The organism is Thermophilibacter mediterraneus, from assembly GCF_900119385.1.
Taxonomy (GTDB): domain Bacteria; phylum Actinomycetota; class Coriobacteriia; order Coriobacteriales; family Atopobiaceae; genus Thermophilibacter; species Thermophilibacter mediterraneus.
On record NZ_FPKO01000008.1, the window covers coordinates 63598 to 81760 of the forward strand.

Here is an 18163-nt window from a genome sequence, read left to right on the forward strand (position 1 = left end):
TCCGCATCAGACAATCGTCCAAGGACAGAGGAGAACACACATGGCTCAGGTTACCGCCGCTCTGGTCAAGCAGCTCCGCGAGATGACCGACTCCCCGATGATGGAGTGCAAGAAGGCCCTCGTCGAGGCTGACGGCGACATCGAGAAGGCCGTCGACATCCTGCGCACCATGGGCGTCGCCAAGGCCGTCAAGCGCGCCGGCCGCGACACCAACGAGGGCACCATCGCCACCTACGTCTCCGAGGACTCCAAGCTCGGCGCCATCCTCGAGCTCACCTGCGAGACCGACTTCGTGGGCACCAACCCCAAGTTCACCGGCTTCGCCCTCGAGCTCGCCAAGGTCGTCGCCGAGAACGACCCGGCCGACGTCGACGCCCTCAAGGCCTGCCCGATGGGCGAGTCCACCGTCGAGGCCGAGCTCACCGAGATGATCCACGTCATCGGCGAGAACATGAAGATCGCCCGCTTCCAGCGCGTCACTGCCGACGACGGCGCCCTCGGCAGCTACGTCCACCTGGGCGGCAAGCTCGCCGACATCGTGACCTTCAAGCTCGGCAAGGCCGAGACCGCCTCCGCGGACGAGTTCAAGACCTTCGCCCACGACGTGGCCATGCAGGTCGCCGCCGCCGCGCCGGTCGCCGCCCGCCGCGATGACGTCCCCGCCGACGTCATCGAGCACGAGCTCGCCATCTACAAGGCTCAGGCCGCCGAGTCCGGCAAGCCTGAGGCCATCCAGGAGAAGATGGCCCAGGGCCGCCTCGAGAAGTACTTCAAGGAGGCCGTCCTCACCGAGCAGGAGTTCGTCAAGGACAGCTCCCTCACCATCGGCCAGCTCGCCAAGAACGTGGGCAAGTCCCTCGGCGACGAAGTCGAGGTCATGAGCTTCATCCGCTTCGCCTTCGGCGAGTAGCGCTCATAGATCGTCATCGCGCGGCCCCGTCACTCATTGAACTGCGCCCCAAAACTTGGACGCATAAATAATAGCCGCTATGCGGCGTCGCGAAGGGCCTGCTCCCGGAACTCCACCGGGGTCAGGCCCTTCAGCCTGACCTGGCGCCTCACGTGGTTCCAGTGATGGATGTAGGCCTCGAGGTCCGCCTTGAACCCCTCGAACGTGTCCCAGTCGCGCCCGCGGAGGAACTCGTCCTTGATGTGTCCGAACACCTGCTCGGTGGCGCCGTTGTCGATGCAGTTGCCCTTGCGCGACATGCTCTGGACGATCCCCATCCCCTCGAGCGCGGCGACGAACTCGGCGTGCTGGTACTGCCAGCCCATGTCCGTCTGCATGACCGGGCTGGCCCACGCGGGCTTGGCCTCCGCGAGCATGGAGAGCATCTCGCGCTGCTGCTCGAGGTCGGGGTGCTCCGAGATCGAGTGCGCCACGATCTCCTTGCTCCCGAAGTCGTACACCGGCGCGAGGTAGGCCTTGCCGAAGGAGAGCCTGAACTCGGTGACGTCCGTCCCCATCTTCTGCCACGGGCCGTCCGCCTCGAAGTCGCGCCCGAGCACGTTCTCGAACACCTCGCCGACGACGCCCCTGTAGGAGTTGTACCTGTGGTAGTCGGTCTCGCGGCGGATGCCGCAGCGCAGGCCCATCTCGCGCATCATCTTGAGGACGGTCTTGTCGGCTATGCGGGCGCCGTCCACGGCGCGCAGCTCCATGGCGACCTGGCGGTGCCCGACGCCGTTCGGGAGCCTCCCGAAGATCTCGGCGACGCGCGGCCGGAGCTCGGGCCTGGTCGGGCCCTTGGGGTGCGCGAGCGCGTAATAGTATGTGGACCTGGCGAGGCCGGCGGCCCCCAGCAGGTCGGCCAGGTCGTGCCCCAGCCCTGAAAGCTCGGCGACCGCTAGGGCCTTCTCCCGCCTCGGGAGCGCAGCTCCGCCTTCAGGGCTATCGATTTTTTTAGGTACGCCACCTGCGCCTCGAGCCTGCGGACCTCGCGCTCGAGCTCCTCCTCGCGCGTCGCCGGGGCGCCGGGAGCCTTGCGCGGCCTGCCCCTGGGCCTGGGCCGCAGGGCCTCCGCGCCGCCCGCGCGGTAGAGCCGGCACCACTCCTTCAGCGGCGACAGGCTCGCCACCCCGAAGCGCTCCATCGCCTCGGGCTTGGACATCCCGCCGTCGACCACGGCGCTCGCCGCGGCGACCTTCGTCTCGTAGTCGTACCTCGCCTTGCCCGCGCCCATCCTCAGCAGCCCGTCCCTTCCCGCGGCCCGGTAGGTGTACTGCCATTTTCTCACGGCCTCCTCGGGGACGCCGAGGAGGCCGGCAACGGCCGCCCTCCCCAGCCCCCTCGCGAAGAGGTCCGCGGCGCGCCCCCTGAGCGACGTGTCGTGCCTCAAGCGCTGGTCGGTCGACATGAGAAAGCCTCCCATCCCTCGGACTTTACTTTTCAGTCCAAGAAATGGGAGGCAGTTCACATGCGAGTGGCGGGGCCGCTTCTGTCTCGCGCCCGCTCGTGGCGGACGCGTGCCGCTCGCGCAAACCGGCGCGCCCCCGTGCCCGCCGTCTGATAGAATCACGTGAGCGAACACCGAGGAGCGGAGGTCGGCTTGTCTGACACAAACAGCACCATCACCTACAAACGCGTCCTGCTCAAGCTCTCGGGCGAGGCCCTGATGGGGGAGCAGGACTACGGCATCGACCCCGCCGTGCCCCAGAGGCTCGCCGAGGAGATCAAGCCCGTCTGGGAGGCGGGCGTCCAGGTGGCGATCGTCGTGGGCGGCGGGAACATCTTCCGCGGGCTCTCCGGCGCCGCCGCGGGCATGGACCGGGCCCAGGGCGACAACATGGGCATGCTCGCCACGGTCATCAACTCGCTCTCGCTCCAGGACTGCTTCGAACGCAACGGCATGGACTGCCGCGTCATGAGCGCCATCGAGATGCGCCAGATCGCCGAGCCCTACATCCGCCGCCGCGCGATCAGGCACCTCGAGAAGGGCCGGATCACCATCTACGCCGCCGGCACCGGCAACCCCTACTTCACCACCGACACCGCCGCCGCGCTGCGCGCGTGCGAGATCAACGCCGAGGTCCTCATGAAGGCCACCAACGTCGACGGCATCTACGACGCCGACCCGAGGACCTGCCCCACGGCGACTCGCTTCGACACCGTCAGCTATCGCGAGGTGCTGAGCCGCGACCTCAAGGTCATGGACGCCACCGCGACGGCGCTCTGCCACGACAACCACATGCCGATCATGGTCTTTGACATCAAGCAGCCGGGCGTCTTCATGCGCGCCGTCTGCGGGGAGCACGTAGGAACCACCGTCGTCGAGGAGGACTAGACATGAGCCAGCACACCGACCGCGCAGAGAAGTCCATGGACAAGTGCATCGAGGCGCTGAAGGCCAACTTCGCGCGCGTGCGCACGGGCCGTGCCAACCCGCACGTCCTCGACTCCATCAAGGTCGACTACTACGGCCAGCCGACGCCCGTCACCCAGCTCGCCGGCGTGAAGGTGCCCGAGGCCTCCATGCTCGTCGTCGAGCCGTGGGACAAGTCCTCCCTGCGCGCCATCGAGAAGGCCATCGAGAGCTCCGACCTCGGCATCACCCCCTCCAACGACGGCGTCTGCATCCGCCTGCCGTTCCCGCGCCCCACGGAGGAGCGCAGGCGCGAGCTCGCCAAGGAGTGCAGCCAGATGGCCGAGGACTCCCGCGTCGCCGTCCGCAACGCGCGCCGCGACGCCAACGCGCGCATCGAGCGCGACGAGGAGCTCTCCGAGGACGAGCAGACCCGCGAGAAGAAGCGCATCCAGAAGCTGACCGACACCTACGTCGCCAAGGTCGACGAGCTGCTCAAGGCAAAGACCGCCGAGGTGATGGAGATCTAGTGCGCCTCGACCCACAGAAGCTCCGCGCCTACTACGCGGACCCACCGCAGGACATCTCGCTCGACGACGTCGACCTCGGGCGCATCCCGTCGCACGTCTCGATCATCATGGACGGCAACGGCCGCTGGGCCACGGCGCGCGGGCTCGATCGCTCGCGCGGTCACGTGGCCGGCGTCGACTCCCTCAGGGAGGCCGTGACGACGAGCGTGCGCCTCGGCCTCGACGTCCTCTCCGTCTACGCGTTCTCGACCGAGAACTGGCGCAGGCCCCAGCGCGAGGTCGACCTCCTCATGCACCTCTTCGCGACGACGCTCGTCAAGGAGCTGCCGCTCTTCCACCAGGAGAACGTGCGCCTGCGCTTCCTCGGCGACATCGACGCCCTGCCCGACCGCACGGCGCGCGTCTTCCACCAGGGGCTCGACGAGACCGCCGACCACACCGGCATGACCTTCGCCCTCGCCGTCAACTACGGCTCGAGGGCCGAGATCGCGCGGGCCGCCCGCGAGCTCGCCCGTGACGTCGCCGCCGGCCGCCTCGCGCCCGATGACGTGGACGAGGGCGCCATCGGCGCGCGGCTCTACACCGCGGGCCTGCCCGACCCCGACCTCCTCATCCGGACCTCCGGCGAGCTCAGGCTCTCCAACTACCTGCTCTGGCAGCTCGCCTACACCGAGTTCTACGTGACGGACACCCTCTGGCCCGACTTCGACCGCTGGGAGTTCCTCCGCGCCGTCGCGGCCTTCCAGGGCCGCTCGAGGCGCTTCGGGGGAGTGGTCGGCTCATGAGTGGGCGCAGGCGCGCGCAGGGGCGCGACGACAGGCCCTCGGGGCTCGACCGCCAGATCGACCGGCTCGAGGACCGTCGAGCCTCCAAGGAGGACGCGAGGGCCGCGGGCGACCTCAAGGGCCAGCGGGCGCGCAGCTCCGCCGAGAAGCTCCTGACGAGAAGCACCTCGGGCGCCATCTACGCCGTGGTCACGCTCGCGTGCCTGTTCATCGGCCCGCTCACCACGACCGTGCTCATCGCCGCCGAGGCGTGGCTGTGCTGCTCCGAGTTCTTCCGCATCTGCCGGATGGGGGGCCGAACCCCCAACGACGCGTTCGGCCTCGCCGCCGCGCTCCTGTTCCCGCTCGCGGCTTACGCAAACGGCCTCCTCGCCCTGACGCTCGTCATCTTCGTGCTGCTCATGGCATGCGCCGTCTGGTACGTCCTCACGCCGCGCGCGAGCATCGCGGACGTTGCGGTCACCGCCTTCGGGCCGCTCTACACCTCGCTCGCGTTCTCGAGCATCGTCCTCATCCGCATGTACGACCACGGCCCCGCCGGGGCGCTCCTCGCCCTCGGCGTCATGCTCTCGATCTGGGGCAACGACGCCATGGCGTACTTCGTCGGCTCCGCCATCGGCGCCCACAAGCTCGCCCCGCGGATCTCGCCGAGCAAGAGCGTCGAGGGCTTCGTGGGCGGCATCGCCGGCTCGGTCGCCGTCTGGGCGCTCGTCTCCGCCTTCCTCGTCCCGGAGCTCGACATGGCGCTCGCCGTGGCGTGCGGGCTCGTCGTCGGCGTCGCGTCGGTCTTCGGCGACCTCTTCGAGTCGCGCATCAAGCGCGGCGCCGGGGTCAAGGACTCGGGGAACCTCATCCCCGGGCACGGCGGGCTGCTCGACCGCAGCGACTCCATGCTCTTCGGGGGCATGGCGGCCTTCTTCCTTCTTCGCTTTGGGGGCATCCTGTGACGATATTCGAAGACCTCGCCCCGCGTCGCGCCGCGCAGCGGCCGCTGCGCGTGGCCGTTCTCGGCTGCTCGGGCTCCATCGGCCGGCAGACGCTCGACGTCTGCCGGCGCCACGCCGACAAGGTCCGCGTGGTCGCGCTCTCGGTGAACGCGTCCACGCGCGCCCTCGTCGACGCGGCGCGCGAGTTCCGCCCCGCGCACGTCGCCGTCGCCGACGCGACCCGCTCCTCGGACCCCGTTCTCTCCGAGCTGCCCGACGGCTGCGAGCTCGCGTTCGGCCCCGAGGCCGTCACCGGGCTCGCCGAGCTCGACGACGTCGACATGGTGGTCAACGCCCTCGTCGGCTTCGCCGGCATCCACGCGGGCTTCGCGGCGCTCGCCGCCGGCAAGTCGCTCGCGTACGCCAACAAGGAGTCCATCGTCTGCGGCGGCGACCTCATGATGCCGCTCGCGCGGCCCGGGCGCCTGCTGCCCGTCGACTCCGAGCACAGCGCCATCTACCAGTGCCTCGTGGGGGAGCGGCCCGAGGACGTCGCGCGCATCTGGCTCACCTGCTCGGGCGGGCCCTTCTACGGTCGCCGCCGCGACGAGCTCGCCGACGTCAGCGCCGAGCGGGCCCTCGCGCACCCCACCTGGTCCATGGGGGCCAAGATCACCATCGACAGCGCCACGCTCATGAACAAGGGCCTCGAGGTCATCGAGGCCCACCACCTCTTCCAGCGCCCCGTCGACGACATCCGGGTCCTCGTGCACCCGCAGAGCAAGATCCACTCCATGGTCGAGTTCGTCGACGGGACCGTCAAGGCTCAGCTCGGGAGCTCCGACATGCGCGGCCCCATCCAGTACGCGCTGAGCTACCCCGAGCGCTGGGAGGCGAGCGCCCGCCGCGTGGACTGGTGCGCTGAGGACCCCCTCACCTTCGGCGAGGCCGACGAGGGGACCTTCGGGTGCCTCGCGCTCGCGCGCGAGGCGGGGAGGGCGGGCGGCACGCTCCCCTGCGCCATGAACGCCGCCAACGAGGTCGCCAACGAGGCGTTCCGCCAAGGGTTGTGCGGCTTTCTTGACATCGAGCGCGTCGTCGCGCGCGTCATGGAGCGCACCGCCGTCGAGCGGGTAGATTCTGTGGCACAGCTCGACGAGGTCGACGCGCGCGCCCGCGAGCTCGCCCGCGCCACTCTCATGGAGGTCGTTCGTTGAGCACCGCCCTCGGCATCCTCTCCGCCCTGTTCTGGGGCGTCATCGTCCTGTCGCTCCTCGTCTTTCTCCACGAGGGGGGCCACTACCTCGCCGCCCGTGCCTTCAACGTGCGCGCGACGGAGTTCTTCCTCGGGCTGCCCTGCCGCCTCAGGCTCTCCCGCAGGAGCCGCTCGGTCGGCACGGAGTTCGGGGTCACCCCGATCCTGCTCGGCGGCTACACGCGCATCTGCGGCATGGAGGGCGCGAGCGACGAGCTGCTCTCCGACGCCCTCGCCATCGTCATGCGAGAGGGGCGCGTCAGCGCGGCCGACGTCGGTCGCGAGCTCAACGTGGGCGGGGACCGCACCTACCGGCTGCTCGCGACCCTGAGCGACTGGGCCTCCATACGACCCTACTACGACCCCGAGCTCGGCGAGCGCCCCGACCAGGGCACCTACCCGGCGGCCTTCGAGACCCTCGCCCGCGACGGGGCCCATCGCACCGAGTACGACCGCGGCCACGACTTCTCGACGCCCGGCTCGACCGCCGCCGGGCAGCCGCACCCGCTCGGCATGAGCGCCGGGGAGTTCCTCGAGCTCGAGCGCTCCCACACCTACCTCGGCGTCGGGTTCCTCAGGCGCGTCGCCATGCTCGTCGCCGGCCCGCTCGTCAACGTCGCGCTCGCCTTCGTGCTCGTCACCGCGGCGTACCTCGTGCAGGAGTACCGCTACTCGCCCAACGTGAGCACCGTCGGGTCGGTGGCGCAGGGCTCGGTCGCCGCGGCGGCGGGGGTCGAGGAGGGGGACACGATCACGCGCGTCGGGGACACGTCGGTCGAGACCTGGGACGAGCTCGCCGAGGCACTCGCGCCCCACCTCTCGTCCGGGACCGACGTCGAGCTCACCTGCGAGCGCGAAGGCGCCGAGCGCACCGTCCTTCTCGACCTTCCCGACGGAGAGGCGACCGAGGACGCCGGGCTGCTCCCGGTCGTGGTCTCCTACCACCTCACGCTTCCCCAGGCCGTGCGGGCCACCGTCTCCTACACCGTCCGGGCGGCGACCTACGTGTCGCAGCTCATCCAGCCGGCGCACACCATGGAGGTGCTCGACCAGTCGAGCTCGATCGTGGGCATCTCGGCCATGGCCTCGCAGGCCGCCTCCGACGGCCCCTTCTCGCTCATGGTGGTCGTCGCCGCCGTCTCGATGTCGCTCGGCTTCATGAACCTGCTGCCCATCCCGCCCTTCGACGGCGGAAAGATCTTGATCGAGGTCATCCAGCTCGTCATCAGGCGACCGCTCGGGGAGCGCGCCCAGACCGCGCTCAACTACCTCGGGCTCGCGTTCATCCTCTTCGTGTTCGTCGTCGTCCTGAGAAACGACATCGTCCGATTCGTGTTCTGAGAGGGGGCCACATGAGCGAGAAGAACGCGCGGGCGCCGCGCGAGCTGACCCGTCCCGTGCGCGTCGGGGACGTCGTGGTGGGGGGCGGCGCCCCGGTCTCGGTGCAGTCCATGTGCACGACCGACACGGCCGACGCCGCCTCGACGCTCGCGCAGATCCGCTCCCTCGCCGAGGCGGGCTGCGAGATCGTGCGCGTCGCGGTGCCCGACGCCGCGGCGCTCGACGGGTTCGGGGCCGTCTGCGAGGCCTCGCCCCTGCCCGTCGTGGCGGACATCCACTTCGACCACCGCCTCGCCATCGAGGCGTGCCGCCGCGGAGCCGCGGCGCTGCGCGTGAACCCCGGCAACATCGGGGACTGGGCGCGCGTCGACGCGGTCATCGACGAGGCGGGCGCCGCGGGCGTCCCCATCCGGATCGGCGTCAACGCCGGCTCGCTCGACCCCGCCTTCGCCGAGCGGGAGGACCTCACCCACGTCGAGAAGCTCGTGGGCTCGGCGACGGCCTTCGTCGAGCACTTCCGCGACCGCGGCTTTTTCGACGTCGTGCTCTCCGCCAAGGCGCACGGCGTCCCCACCACCGTTGAGGTGAACCGCGCGCTCTCGCGCGAGCTGCCCGACGTGCCGCTGCACGTCGGCGTGACCGAGGCCGGGACGGCCCGGCAGGGGACCGTCAAGAACGCCGCCGCGATCGGGACCCTGCTCATGGAGGGCATCGGCGACACGATGCGCCTGTCGCTCACGGCCGACCCGGTCGAGGAGGTCAACGTCGCGTGGGACCTGCTCTCGGCCGTGGGCCTCAGGCGCCTGCGCCCCGAGCTCGTGAGCTGCCCCACCTGCGGGCGCTGCCAGTGGGACCTCATGGGCGTCGCCGCCGAGGTCGAGCGCCGGCTCGCCGGCGTGCGGGCCCCCATCACCGTCGCCGTCATGGGCTGCGTGGTGAACGGCCCCGGCGAGGCCAGGGGCGCCGACATCGGCCTCGCGGGCGGGCGCGGCAGGGCGGTGCTGTTCGCCGCCGGCGAGCGCCTCCGGACCGTCGACGAGGCCGACGCGGTCGACGAGCTCTTCGCCGAGATCGACCGGCGCTTCTCGTAGCCGCGAGGGGCGGGGGCCTGCGCCTCGCGCGTCCTTCTCGCCGGCTTGGCGTAGAATCGTGTGCGTCGCACCGATCCCACCGGAAGGAAGACGCACGTGAAGCGCTACCAGAAGATGTCCCAGCTCTACGCCCCCACGCTCAAGGAGGACCCCGCCGAGGCCGAGCTCGCGAGCCACCGGCTGCTCCTGCGCGCCGGCATGATCCGCAAGACCGCCGCCGGCCTCTACAGCTACCTGCCGCTCGCATGGAGGTCGATCCGCAAGATCGAGGCCGTCATCCGCGACGAGATGGAGGCCATCGGGGCCCAGGAGATGATGGTCCCCATCCTCACGCCCGCCGAGCTCTGGCACGAGTCGGGCCGCTGGGACGCCTACGGCCCCGAGCTCATGCGCATCGCCGACCGCCACGGGCGCGAGTTCGCACTCGGCCCCACGCACGAGGAGACCTTCACCGACCTCGTCAAGAACGAGCTGCGCTCCTACAAGCAGCTGCCGGTCACCCTCTACCAGATCCAGGACAAGTTCCGCGACGAGATGCGCCCGCGCTTCGGCCTCATGCGCGGACGCGAGTTCATCATGAAGGACGCCTACAGCTTCTCGGCGACGCAGGAGTCGCTCCAGGAGTGCTACGAGCAGGAGAAGGCCGCCTACGCGAGGATCGCCGAGCGCTGCGGCATCTACGCCCTCCCCGTCGTCGCCGACTCCGGCCAGATCGGCGGCGACACCTCCGTCGAGTTCATGGCGCTCGCCGAGTCCGGCGAGGCCGAGCTCGTCTACTGCGACTGCGGCTTCGCGGCCGACGTCGAGGCCGCCGCGACGCGCGTCCCCGTGAGCGAGGGGCCGGGCGACGGCGAGCTCGCCAAGGTCCACACGCCCGGCCTCGGGTCGATCGAGGCCGTCGCGGGGTTCTTCGGCTTCCCCGAGAACGGCACCCGCAAGTCGCTCGCGCTCGTCGCCGAGGACGGCACGCGCGTCGTGGCCATCGTGCCCGGCGACCACGAGCTCAACGAGATCAAGGCCGAGCACCTCTTCGGCGCCTATCACCTCATGAGCGACGAGGAGCTCGAGGAGGCGGGCCTCTTCAAGGGCTTCATCGGGCCCGTCGGCCTCCCGCAGGGCGTGCGCCTGGTCTGCGACGAGTCCCTGCGCGAGAGCGTGAGCTGGACCTGCGGCGCCAACGAGGTCGACTACCACTACACCGGCGCGCGCCCCGGCCGCGACTTCACGGTGGACGAGTGGGCCGACCTCGTGAGCGTGAAGGCCGGCGACCCCTGCCCGCACTGCGGCGCCGCCCTCAAGAGCGCCCGGGGCATCGAGATCTCCCAGGTCTTCCAGCTCGGCACCAAGTACTCCGAGTCCATGGGGGCGACCTTCGCCGACGAGGACGGCACGGAGCGCCCGTTCCTCATGGGCTGCTACGGCATCGGCGTCTCGCGCACCCTGGCGGCCGTGGTGGAGCAGCACAGCGACGAGCACGGCATCAGCTGGCCCGTGTGCGTGGCCCCCTACGAGGTCGAGGTCGTGCCGCTTGCCGTGGGCGACGACGTGGTCGCCCCCGTTGCCGAGCGCCTGGTAGAGGAGCTCGGCGCCGCGGACCTCGAGGTCCTTCTCGACGACCGCAAGGAGCGCCCCGGCGTCAAGTTCGCCGACGCCGACCTCATCGGCATCCCGTACCAGGTCATCCTGGGCAAGCGCGGCGTGGCTGCCGGCATGGCCGAGGTCAAGGTCCGCGAGACGGGCGAGCGCCTTGACGTGCCGATGGACGAGGTCGCGTCCTGGCTCGCCGAGCGCGTGGTGCCCGCGCGCGCCTAGTCAGCCCCTGCCCCGGCGGCGTCTGCCCCGGGGCACCTTTCTATCAAGAGGCACCACCGAGAGGAGCACCATGACCTACTCAGAGCTCGCCGCCGCCGCGCGCGGCCAGATCGGTCCCTTCTGCCGCGCCTGCCCCGTCTGCGACGGGCGCGCCTGCTCGGGCGTCATGCCCGGCCCGGGCGACAAGGGCGTGGGGCACGTCGCGCGGCGCAACTGGGAGGCCTGGCAGGGCGTGCGGGTGTGCATGGACACGCTGCACGACCCGTTCGAGGCCGACACCTCGGCCACGGTGCTCGGGCGCGACCTCTCGCTCCCGGTGATGGTGGGCCCCGTCGGCGACGTCCAGCGCCACTACGGCGAGAAGTACGACACGGTCTCGTACAACCGGTGCGTGCTCTCGGCCGCCGCCTCCGCCGGCACGATCGCGCTCACCGGCGACGGGCTCGACGGCTCGATCATGACCCAGGCGTGCGACGTCATCGCGGAGCTCGGCGGCGCGGGCGTGACGACGGTGAAGCCCTGGGACGAGCGGACCCTCGCCCGCAAGCTCGACGAGGCGCTCGCCTGCGGCCCGGTGGCCGTGGCCATGGACATCGACGCGGCGGGGCTGCCCTTCCTGCGCGGGCAGCAGCCCCCCGCGGGAGCCAAGTCCGCGGCCCAGGTGGGCGAGGTCGCCGCGCGGTGCCACGACGCGGGCGTCCCGTTCGTGCTCAAGGGCGTCATGACCGCCCGCGCCGCCGAGCGCGCCGCCCGGGTGGGCGTCGACGCGGTCGTGGTCTCCAACCACGGCGGGCGCGTGCTCGACGGGACGCCCGCCACCGCCGAGGTGCTGCCCGAGGTCGCCGCCGCGGTCGGTGGCGACGTCTGCGTGCTCGTTGACGGCGGCATCCGCAGCGGGCTCGACGTCTTCCGCGCGCTCGCGCTGGGCGCCGACGCGTGCCTGGTGTGCCGGCCCTTCGTGGTGGCCGCCTTCGGCGGGGGAGCGGAGGGCGTGCGCGCCCTGCTCGACGAGATCCGCTCCGGGCTCGCCGACGCCATGGAGATGTGCGGAGCGCCCACGGTGCGCGACATCACCCGCGACATGATCTGGGGCTAGCGGGGGCGCCCGGGGGCGCGGCGCCGGGCGCACGGCGGCGGGCCGCACAATTCCGGAATTGTGCGGCCGACGGCGCGCATTGGAGGCATTCTTTGTCCGGAGAGAGGCGTTTATCTGGCCTTTCTTCGTCCGCCGGCGCCCCCCTCCCGCACAATTTCGAAATTGTGCGGGAGGGGGGCGTCCTCGGTAGCTAATGCCGCGGGAGAGGGCGTCCTCTCGAGGAGGAGCACCGAGGGAGGGGAGTCCTCTCGGGAGTATCCCCCGCGGGCGAGTTGCTGCCGCGTCCCGCGCCGCGCGGCGCCCCCGAACCCTGCGCAGCGGCAGGTCAGGCGCGCGCCTGGCCCCGCGGGATCGCGATGATGCCGGCGCAGGGCGACACGCGCTCGAAGGTCGCCGCAGGGAACTCGCGGCTCAGCTCGTCGAACACGAAGTAGATCTCGTCCTCGTCCCAGGCGTCGCCCGCGGCGGCGCGGCATGACTCGAGCTCCGCGCGCGTGCGGAACGCCACGTCCCCCACGAGCACGACCCCGTCCTCGGAGAGCAGCCCGAGCAGCGCGCGAATCAGCGCGAACTTGCGAGCGTCGTCGAGGTGATGCAGGGAGTAGGTCGCCACGACGGCGTCATAGGGGCCGTCGGCGAGCTCCGGCGCGAGCCCGTCGGCGAGGTCGCCCCTCACGAGGCGCGCCCGGGGCATCTTCTCGCGCGCGATGCCCACCATGCGGGTCGAGAAGTCCTGGCCCGATACCTCGCAGCCCGCGTCATAGAGCCGAGAGGCGAGCATGGCCGTCCCAAAGCCCAGGTCGAGCACGCGGGCGCCTCGACGGGCCGTCACGCGCGAGAAGATGCTGTCCATGACGCGCTCGTAGCCGGCGAAGGGGTACGCCCCCGCCGCGTCGGACGCCGCGACGCTCTGGTCGTAGCGGTCGGCCCAGTCGTCAAAGTCTCTCTCGCCCAGCATGCGCCCTCCGTCCGTCAATCTTGCAGCATTGTACGGCCCCGAGCCCGCCGCATCGCGGAGACTTTTTCAAATTGGGGGTTGACCGCTCCGCGCACTCTGGTAATATTCTCTTCGCACCAACTCACGGGGATATAGCTCAGTTGGGAGAGCGCGTGACTGGCAGTCACGAGGTCAGGGGTTCGAACCCCCTTATCTCCACCATGTAACCACTGGCGGCGGCTTCGGTCGCCGCCTTTTTCATAGCGGGCTCTTGGCGCAACGGTTAGCGCAGGGGACTCATAATCCCTGGGTTGGGGGTTCGAATCCCTCAGGGCCCACCACAAAAGACGCAGGTCAGAGGCTATAAACGTCTCTGACCTGCTTTCGTTTTATGTGGCCACCCGCTGGGCTCCGCTAAACATAGTCGCGCGCCCCCGCAGCGGCACCTTATGAAAACGTCACCTCGCCACAAGGGCGCCCCATGGCACGCGGCCGGAGGTCCCCGTACAATGAGACAAAGCGACGCACCGCCGTCGCCGGGCGGCCGCGCCCGGCAGGAGGAGAGGGGGCGAGGGGCCATGAGGGTCGTTCTGAGGGCGCTGAGGCGCCTCCTGCTCGTCCTTCTTGCCGTCGGCGCCCTCGCGGCGGGCATCGTGACGCTGAGGGGCTACGGCCTCTACCACGAGGCGCTCGGGCGCGCGCCCATCGAGCAGACCGTCGAGGCGGTGCGGGCGGGCGAGGGGTACGTGACGCTCGCGGAGCTGCCGCAGACCTACCTCGACGCCGTGGTCGCCATCGAGGACCACCGCTTCTACGACCACCCAGGCTTCGACGTCATCGCGATCTGCCGGGCCGCGTGGCACGACCTCACGACGCTCTCCCTCGAGCAGGGCGGGTCGACCATCACGCAGCAGCTCGCCAAGAACCTGTTCTTCTCGCAGGACAAGGACTTCTCGCGCAAGGTCGCCGAGGTGTTCATGGCGGTCGACCTCGAGGGGCGCTACTCGAAGGAGGAGATCCTCGAGCTCTACGTGAACACGTCCTACTTCGGTGACGGGCTCACGGGCATCGGCCCGGCCGCCCGGGGCTACCTCGGCAAGGAGCCGATCGACATGACCCGCGACGAGTGCGCCCTCATGGCAGGGCTCCCCAACGCCCCCGGCGTGCTCTCGGCCGACCCCGAGCTCGCGCGCGAGCGCGCGCTGCTCGTGCTGGGGCAGATGGAGAAGTACGGGCTGGGCTGAGGGGCTGAGAGGCGGGGCGCGGGCGGCCGCCGGAACACCCGACGGCCGCGGGTCGCACGCCCTACGCGCGCAGGTACCAGCGGAAGTCCCACGCGGGGAGGGAGAAGGTCTCGAACTCGCCCTCGTCGCCCGACACGAGGTCGGTGAAGCGGGCGCGCGCCGGCATCCAGAGGTTCTTCTCGTCGTCCGAGAAGTTGAAGACCGCCTCGAGCGTCCTGCCGCCCGCGCTGCGGCGGATCCAGAGGATCGCCGGGTCGCTGTAGTTCACGATCTCCACGGAGGCGTCGGCATCGAAGACGGCCTCGTCGCGACGGATGCCCTCGAGCTCCTCGAGCGCGCCGAAGATGCGGCCCTGGGCGCTCCCGGGGTCGTCGGCCCGCCCGACGAGCGACCAGTCGAAGCGGCCGCGGTGGACGTAGCGCGAGTCGTCCGCGCGTTCGGGGTCGTCCCGGTAGGAGTAGTCGTTGACCTGGGCGAGCTCGTCGCCGCTGTAGATGATCGGCAGCCCGGACTGAGCGAGCAGGTAGGCGTGGAGCATGACGTCCTTGCGCAGCGCAACGTCCATGGCGGCGCCGTCGCCCGCGAGCGCCGCCGCCTCGACGCCGCACATCGACGCCGTCGTCGCGCAGAAGCGCGCGTCGCCCGTGACCGGGTCGGCGTTGTAGAGCTCGCCGCGGCTCGTGCTCCCGGGCACGAGGCCCTGGAAGTAGTCGTTGAGGTAGCGCTTGTGCGGCACCTCCTCCATGCCCCAGCCGGAGAGCGTCGCGTAGTCGAGGCCCCATCCGATGTCGTCGTGGCAGCGAAGGTAGTTGAGGAAGGTGTAGGCGCGCGGCAGGGCGCAGACGGCCTCGAGCTGGGAGCGGAGCAGGCGCGTGTCGCGGCAGGCGACGGTGCTCCACGTGGTCGCCATGGTCGTGACGTTGTAGAGCATGTGGCACTCGGGCTTCTCGACCGTGCCGAAGTACGGAACGACCTCGACGGGGGCCATGACGACCTCGCCCAGGAGCACGACGCCCGGGCAGACGACCTCGGAGATCATGCGCATCATGCGGACGATGGTGTGCACCTGCGGGAGGTTGCGGCAGTTGGTGCCGAGCTGCTTCCAGATGTAGGGGACCGCGTCGAGCCTCATGACGTCGATGCCCTGGTTTGCCAGGAACAGGAAGTTGTACATCATCTCGTTGAACACGCGGGGGTTGCGGTAGTTGAGGTCCCACTGGTAGGGGTAGAACTGCGTCATGACGTGCTGGCCCAGCTCCGGCAGGTACGTGAAGTGCCCCGGAGCGGTGGTGGGGAAGACCTGCGGGACGTCGCGGGTGTAGCGGTCGATGACGTCCTGCCTGGACTCGAAGAAGTAGCGGCTCATGTACTCGCCCTCGCCGGCGCGCGCCCTGCGGGCCCACTCGTGCTCGTCGGAGGTGTGGTTCATGACGAAGTCCATGCAGAGGCTGATCCCGCGCTCGTGGCACCTCTCGGCGAGGCGGGCGAGGTCCTCCATGGTCCCGAGGCCCGGCTTGACGCGGCGGAAGTCCGAGACCGCGTAGCCGCCGTCGGAGCGGCTGCGGTCGGTGGGCGTGTCGAGGAACGGCATGAGGTGGACGTAGGTGACGCCGCAGCGCTCGAGGTAGTCGAGGCGGCCCTCCACGCCCGCGATGGTTCCGGCGAAGTTGTCGATGTACATCTGCATGCCGAGCTGTCCGCGCTCGCGGTACCACGCCCCGGCGCGCTCGCGCCGCTCGTCGAGGGCGCGCAGGGCCGCGGGGCGCTCGTCGTAGAAGCGCCTGAGCTGGTCGACGAGCTCGCCGAACATGTCGGCGTTGTCGTAGAGCTCCATGTAGAGCCAGCGGAGCTCGTCGTGGTGGCGCCGAAGGCGACCGAGGAAGATCGCGTCGGCGCGGGCCCGCTCGGCCGAGCGGGCGAGGGGCTGGCGGCTGGGGGAGCGCCGGGCGCGCGCGCCGCTCGCGGGGACCCCCGCCCTGTCGTTCTTATCGGTCATCGGCACATTTCCTTCCCGTTCACGAGATTATCTGCACATTTCGGCATGATTCTAGGATTTCTGCCGCCTCGCGCAGACGAGCAACCCCGCGAGCGGGCGAACATTGGGTGGGAACGTTCCCTCATCCCGTTCCGGCTCGCCCGAGCGACCGGTTCCGCGCGCGCTCCTCCCCATGCGTCAACACCCTGAAATGGCTTACAGAAACCTTACGCGACGAGCCGTCCCGCGTGCGTCGCTCCCGATAGACTCAGCGCCATGGTCCGCAACGAGTACGAAAGGGAGACAAGATCATGCGCAGACTCAGCAGGGTACGATCCGCCATCGCCGCTGGCCTCGCCGCCGCGACCTTTGCCGCCGCAATCGCACCCGTAACGGCGCGCGCCGACTATGCCGGCTACAGGGACCTGTCCGCGAGCCACTGGGCGGTCAAAAGCGGGGTCATCGACTGGGCGGAGCGCACGGGCGCGGTCGACGGCTACGGCGACACCTGGGGCCCCGACAGGCCCGTGGACCGCGGGACCGCGGCCGAGATTCTCTACAAGCTCGCCGGGAGGCCGCGCGTGAGCGGCGGTACCACCTTCGCGGACGCCGACGAGCTCGGCTGGGCGGCGAACGCCGCCGCGTGGGCGTGCGAGACGGGCATATTCAAGGGCTACGGGAACCCCGACGGCAGCGTCACCTTTGACCCCTGGAGCCCGCTCACCCGCGAGCAGGCGGCCAAGGTCCTGCGCGTCGTCGCGCAGTCCCGCTCGGTCAACCCGAGTGTGCTCAGCGGCTACGCGGACAAATCGTCCGTCTCCTCCTGGGCGTCGGGCTCGGTCGCGTGGGCCGTGGGCAGCGGCGTCATGGGCAACGGGGGCTCGCTCAACGGCAACGGCACCTGCTCGCGGGTCGAGTTCGTGGCGATGCTCAAGTCGACCGACGACCGCGTCCACTTTGACGACGACTACTGGGAGGGCGACTTCCACGACCGCGACGACGACTGGGACGACGACGATCGCTGGGCGCAGGCCTGGGACGACGACCGGTTCGATGACGACTGGGACGACGACGATGATGACCGGTTTGACGATGATGACTGGGACGACGATGATGACGACCGGTTTGACGACGATGATGACGACCGGTTCGACGACGATGATGACGACCGGTTCGACGACGACTGGGACGACGATCGCGACGATGACGACGACTGGGACGACGACCGCGACGACGATGACGACGACCGCTGGGACGATTAGCCACGAGTGACCCAAGCGGGTCGAAACCCGAGGGGCGGCCCGTCGGCGCGAGTCGACCGGCCGCCCCGCGCGCCGTCGGGACGGCGAAGACCTCTCAGTAGCTGCGCTGTTCTCCGCTTCTCCACAGCATGTTCGGGTTTGCGATTTTTCTCGTGCCAACTCGAGTCGGATTTGCTAATATACCCCTTGCGCAAAAGCGCGGGCGATTGGCTCAGGGGTAGAGCACTTCCTTCACACGGAAGGGGTCGCTGGTTCGAATCCAGCATCGCCCACCATACGGGGATATAGCTCAGTTGGGAGAGCGCGTGACTGGCAGTCACGAGGTCAGGGGTTCGAACCCCCTTATCTCCACCATGAATTCGTGGGCGGCGACTTCGGTCGCCGCCTTTTCTTGTATGGGGCTCAGGGCGCAAACTATTTGTGCAGAGGGCTCATGATCCTTTGGGCCGCAGGCTCGGATCCAGTTGTGACCGATAGGGATCCGTGTATGCAAGACCATTGGCAGTTCGCTTCGTCTCCGAATACCTGGCGGACCTCTCCCCATGCGCGAGCGCGGAGCATGGTTGGCAATACGGGTATACTATCCCTTGTAATTCCAAGGCGTTCC

General features: G+C 69.9%; 16 protein-coding genes and 4 tRNA genes. 16 read left to right on the forward strand and 4 right to left on the reverse strand.

The annotated features are described in order from the left end of the window. Window positions 1-40: 40 nt before the first annotated feature. Window positions 41-910 carry a translation elongation factor Ts gene (tsf, locus tag BQ7106_RS02415; RefSeq protein WP_072370783.1) on the forward strand — a complete coding sequence of 290 codons (870 nt, stop codon included), beginning with the start codon at window positions 41-43 and terminating at the stop codon, window positions 908-910. 77 nt (window positions 911-987) lie between these two features. Here the strand turns inward: tsf and BQ7106_RS02420 are convergent, their stop codons facing one another. After that, window positions 988-1899: an IS3 family transposase gene (locus BQ7106_RS02420; protein ID WP_129583766.1), complete on the reverse strand. Its 912-nt coding sequence runs from the start codon at window positions 1897-1899 to the stop codon at window positions 988-990. After that, window positions 1848-2357 carry a helix-turn-helix domain-containing protein gene (locus BQ7106_RS11230; RefSeq protein WP_072370045.1) on the reverse strand — a complete coding sequence of 170 codons (510 nt, stop codon included), beginning with the start codon at window positions 2355-2357 and terminating at the stop codon, window positions 1848-1850. Before BQ7106_RS11230 ends, BQ7106_RS02420 begins: the two co-directional genes overlap by 52 nt. Window positions 2358-2549: 192 nt before the next feature. Between BQ7106_RS11230 and pyrH the strand changes: the two genes are divergently transcribed. The 9 genes from pyrH to BQ7106_RS02470 all read left to right on the forward strand — a co-directional run bounded on the left by pyrH (window position 2550) and on the right by BQ7106_RS02470 (window position 12138). Beyond that, on the forward strand, window positions 2550-3284 hold the full coding sequence (gene pyrH, locus BQ7106_RS02430; protein ID WP_083526849.1) for a UMP kinase: 735 nt from the start codon (window positions 2550-2552) through the stop codon (window positions 3282-3284). Window positions 3285-3286: 2 nt separating this feature from the next. Next, the gene (gene frr, locus BQ7106_RS02435) at window positions 3287-3832 is read left to right on the forward strand and encodes a ribosome recycling factor (RefSeq protein ID WP_072370789.1); all 546 of its coding nucleotides are present in this window, start codon (window positions 3287-3289) and stop codon (window positions 3830-3832) included. After that, on the forward strand, window positions 3832-4617 hold the full coding sequence (locus BQ7106_RS02440) for an isoprenyl transferase (RefSeq protein WP_072370792.1): 786 nt from the start codon (window positions 3832-3834) through the stop codon (window positions 4615-4617). The genes frr and BQ7106_RS02440 overlap by 1 nt, the downstream gene beginning before the upstream one ends. Next, window positions 4614-5564, forward strand: coding sequence for a phosphatidate cytidylyltransferase (locus BQ7106_RS11130; RefSeq protein WP_072370795.1), 951 nt, complete (start codon window positions 4614-4616; stop codon window positions 5562-5564). Before BQ7106_RS02440 ends, BQ7106_RS11130 begins: the two co-directional genes overlap by 4 nt. Next, a complete protein-coding gene (gene dxr / locus BQ7106_RS02450; RefSeq protein WP_205407656.1) occupies window positions 5561-6760 on the forward strand; it encodes a 1-deoxy-D-xylulose-5-phosphate reductoisomerase in 1200 nt (399 codons plus the stop codon). Before BQ7106_RS11130 ends, dxr begins: the two co-directional genes overlap by 4 nt. Further along, on the forward strand, window positions 6757-8139 hold the full coding sequence (locus BQ7106_RS02455) for a M50 family metallopeptidase (protein ID WP_072370798.1): 1383 nt from the start codon (window positions 6757-6759) through the stop codon (window positions 8137-8139). The genes dxr and BQ7106_RS02455 overlap by 4 nt, the downstream gene beginning before the upstream one ends. Window positions 8140-8150: 11 nt before the next feature. Further along, a complete protein-coding gene (gene ispG, locus BQ7106_RS02460) occupies window positions 8151-9230 on the forward strand; it encodes a flavodoxin-dependent (E)-4-hydroxy-3-methylbut-2-enyl-diphosphate synthase (protein WP_072370800.1) in 1080 nt (359 codons plus the stop codon). Between the two features lie 96 nt (window positions 9231-9326). Continuing rightward, window positions 9327-11042, forward strand: a complete 1716-nt coding sequence (locus BQ7106_RS02465) for a proline--tRNA ligase (protein ID WP_420855281.1) — start codon at window positions 9327-9329, stop codon at window positions 11040-11042. A 70-nt stretch (window positions 11043-11112) separates the two neighbouring features. Further along, the gene (locus tag BQ7106_RS02470; protein ID WP_072370803.1) at window positions 11113-12138 is read left to right on the forward strand and encodes an alpha-hydroxy-acid oxidizing protein; all 1026 of its coding nucleotides are present in this window, start codon (window positions 11113-11115) and stop codon (window positions 12136-12138) included. Between the two features lie 325 nt (window positions 12139-12463). Here BQ7106_RS02470 and BQ7106_RS02475 read toward each other — a convergent pair whose 3' ends face one another. Next, window positions 12464-13096, reverse strand: a complete 633-nt coding sequence (locus BQ7106_RS02475; protein ID WP_072370806.1) for a class I SAM-dependent methyltransferase — start codon at window positions 13094-13096, stop codon at window positions 12464-12466. 125 nt (window positions 13097-13221) lie between these two features. Here BQ7106_RS02475 and BQ7106_RS02480 point away from each other — a divergent pair. The 3 genes from BQ7106_RS02480 to BQ7106_RS02490 all read left to right on the forward strand — a co-directional run bounded on the left by BQ7106_RS02480 (window position 13222) and on the right by BQ7106_RS02490 (window position 14319). Next, window positions 13222-13297 (forward strand) — tRNA-Ala (locus BQ7106_RS02480). 43 nt (window positions 13298-13340) lie between these two features. Continuing rightward, a tRNA-Ile gene (locus BQ7106_RS02485) sits at window positions 13341-13416 on the forward strand. 237 nt (window positions 13417-13653) lie between these two features. Beyond that, window positions 13654-14319, forward strand: coding sequence for a biosynthetic peptidoglycan transglycosylase (locus BQ7106_RS02490; protein ID WP_072370809.1), 666 nt, complete (start codon window positions 13654-13656; stop codon window positions 14317-14319). A 61-nt stretch (window positions 14320-14380) separates the two neighbouring features. Here BQ7106_RS02490 and BQ7106_RS02495 read toward each other — a convergent pair whose 3' ends face one another. Next, complete coding sequence (locus BQ7106_RS02495; protein WP_072370812.1) at window positions 14381-16315, reverse strand: amylosucrase; 1935 nt, start codon at window positions 16313-16315, stop codon at window positions 14381-14383. A 290-nt stretch (window positions 16316-16605) separates the two neighbouring features. Here BQ7106_RS02495 and BQ7106_RS10580 point away from each other — a divergent pair, with 290 nt between their 5' ends. From BQ7106_RS10580 to BQ7106_RS02520, 3 genes are all read left to right on the forward strand, one after another. Further along, window positions 16606-17556: an S-layer homology domain-containing protein gene (locus BQ7106_RS10580; RefSeq protein WP_083526850.1), complete on the forward strand. Its 951-nt coding sequence runs from the start codon at window positions 16606-16608 to the stop codon at window positions 17554-17556. A 200-nt stretch (window positions 17557-17756) separates the two neighbouring features. Further along, window positions 17757-17831, forward strand: a tRNA-Val gene (locus BQ7106_RS02515). A gap of 3 nt (window positions 17832-17834) precedes the next feature. Then, window positions 17835-17910 (forward strand) — tRNA-Ala (locus BQ7106_RS02520). The last annotated feature ends 253 nt before the right edge of the window (window positions 17911-18163 follow it).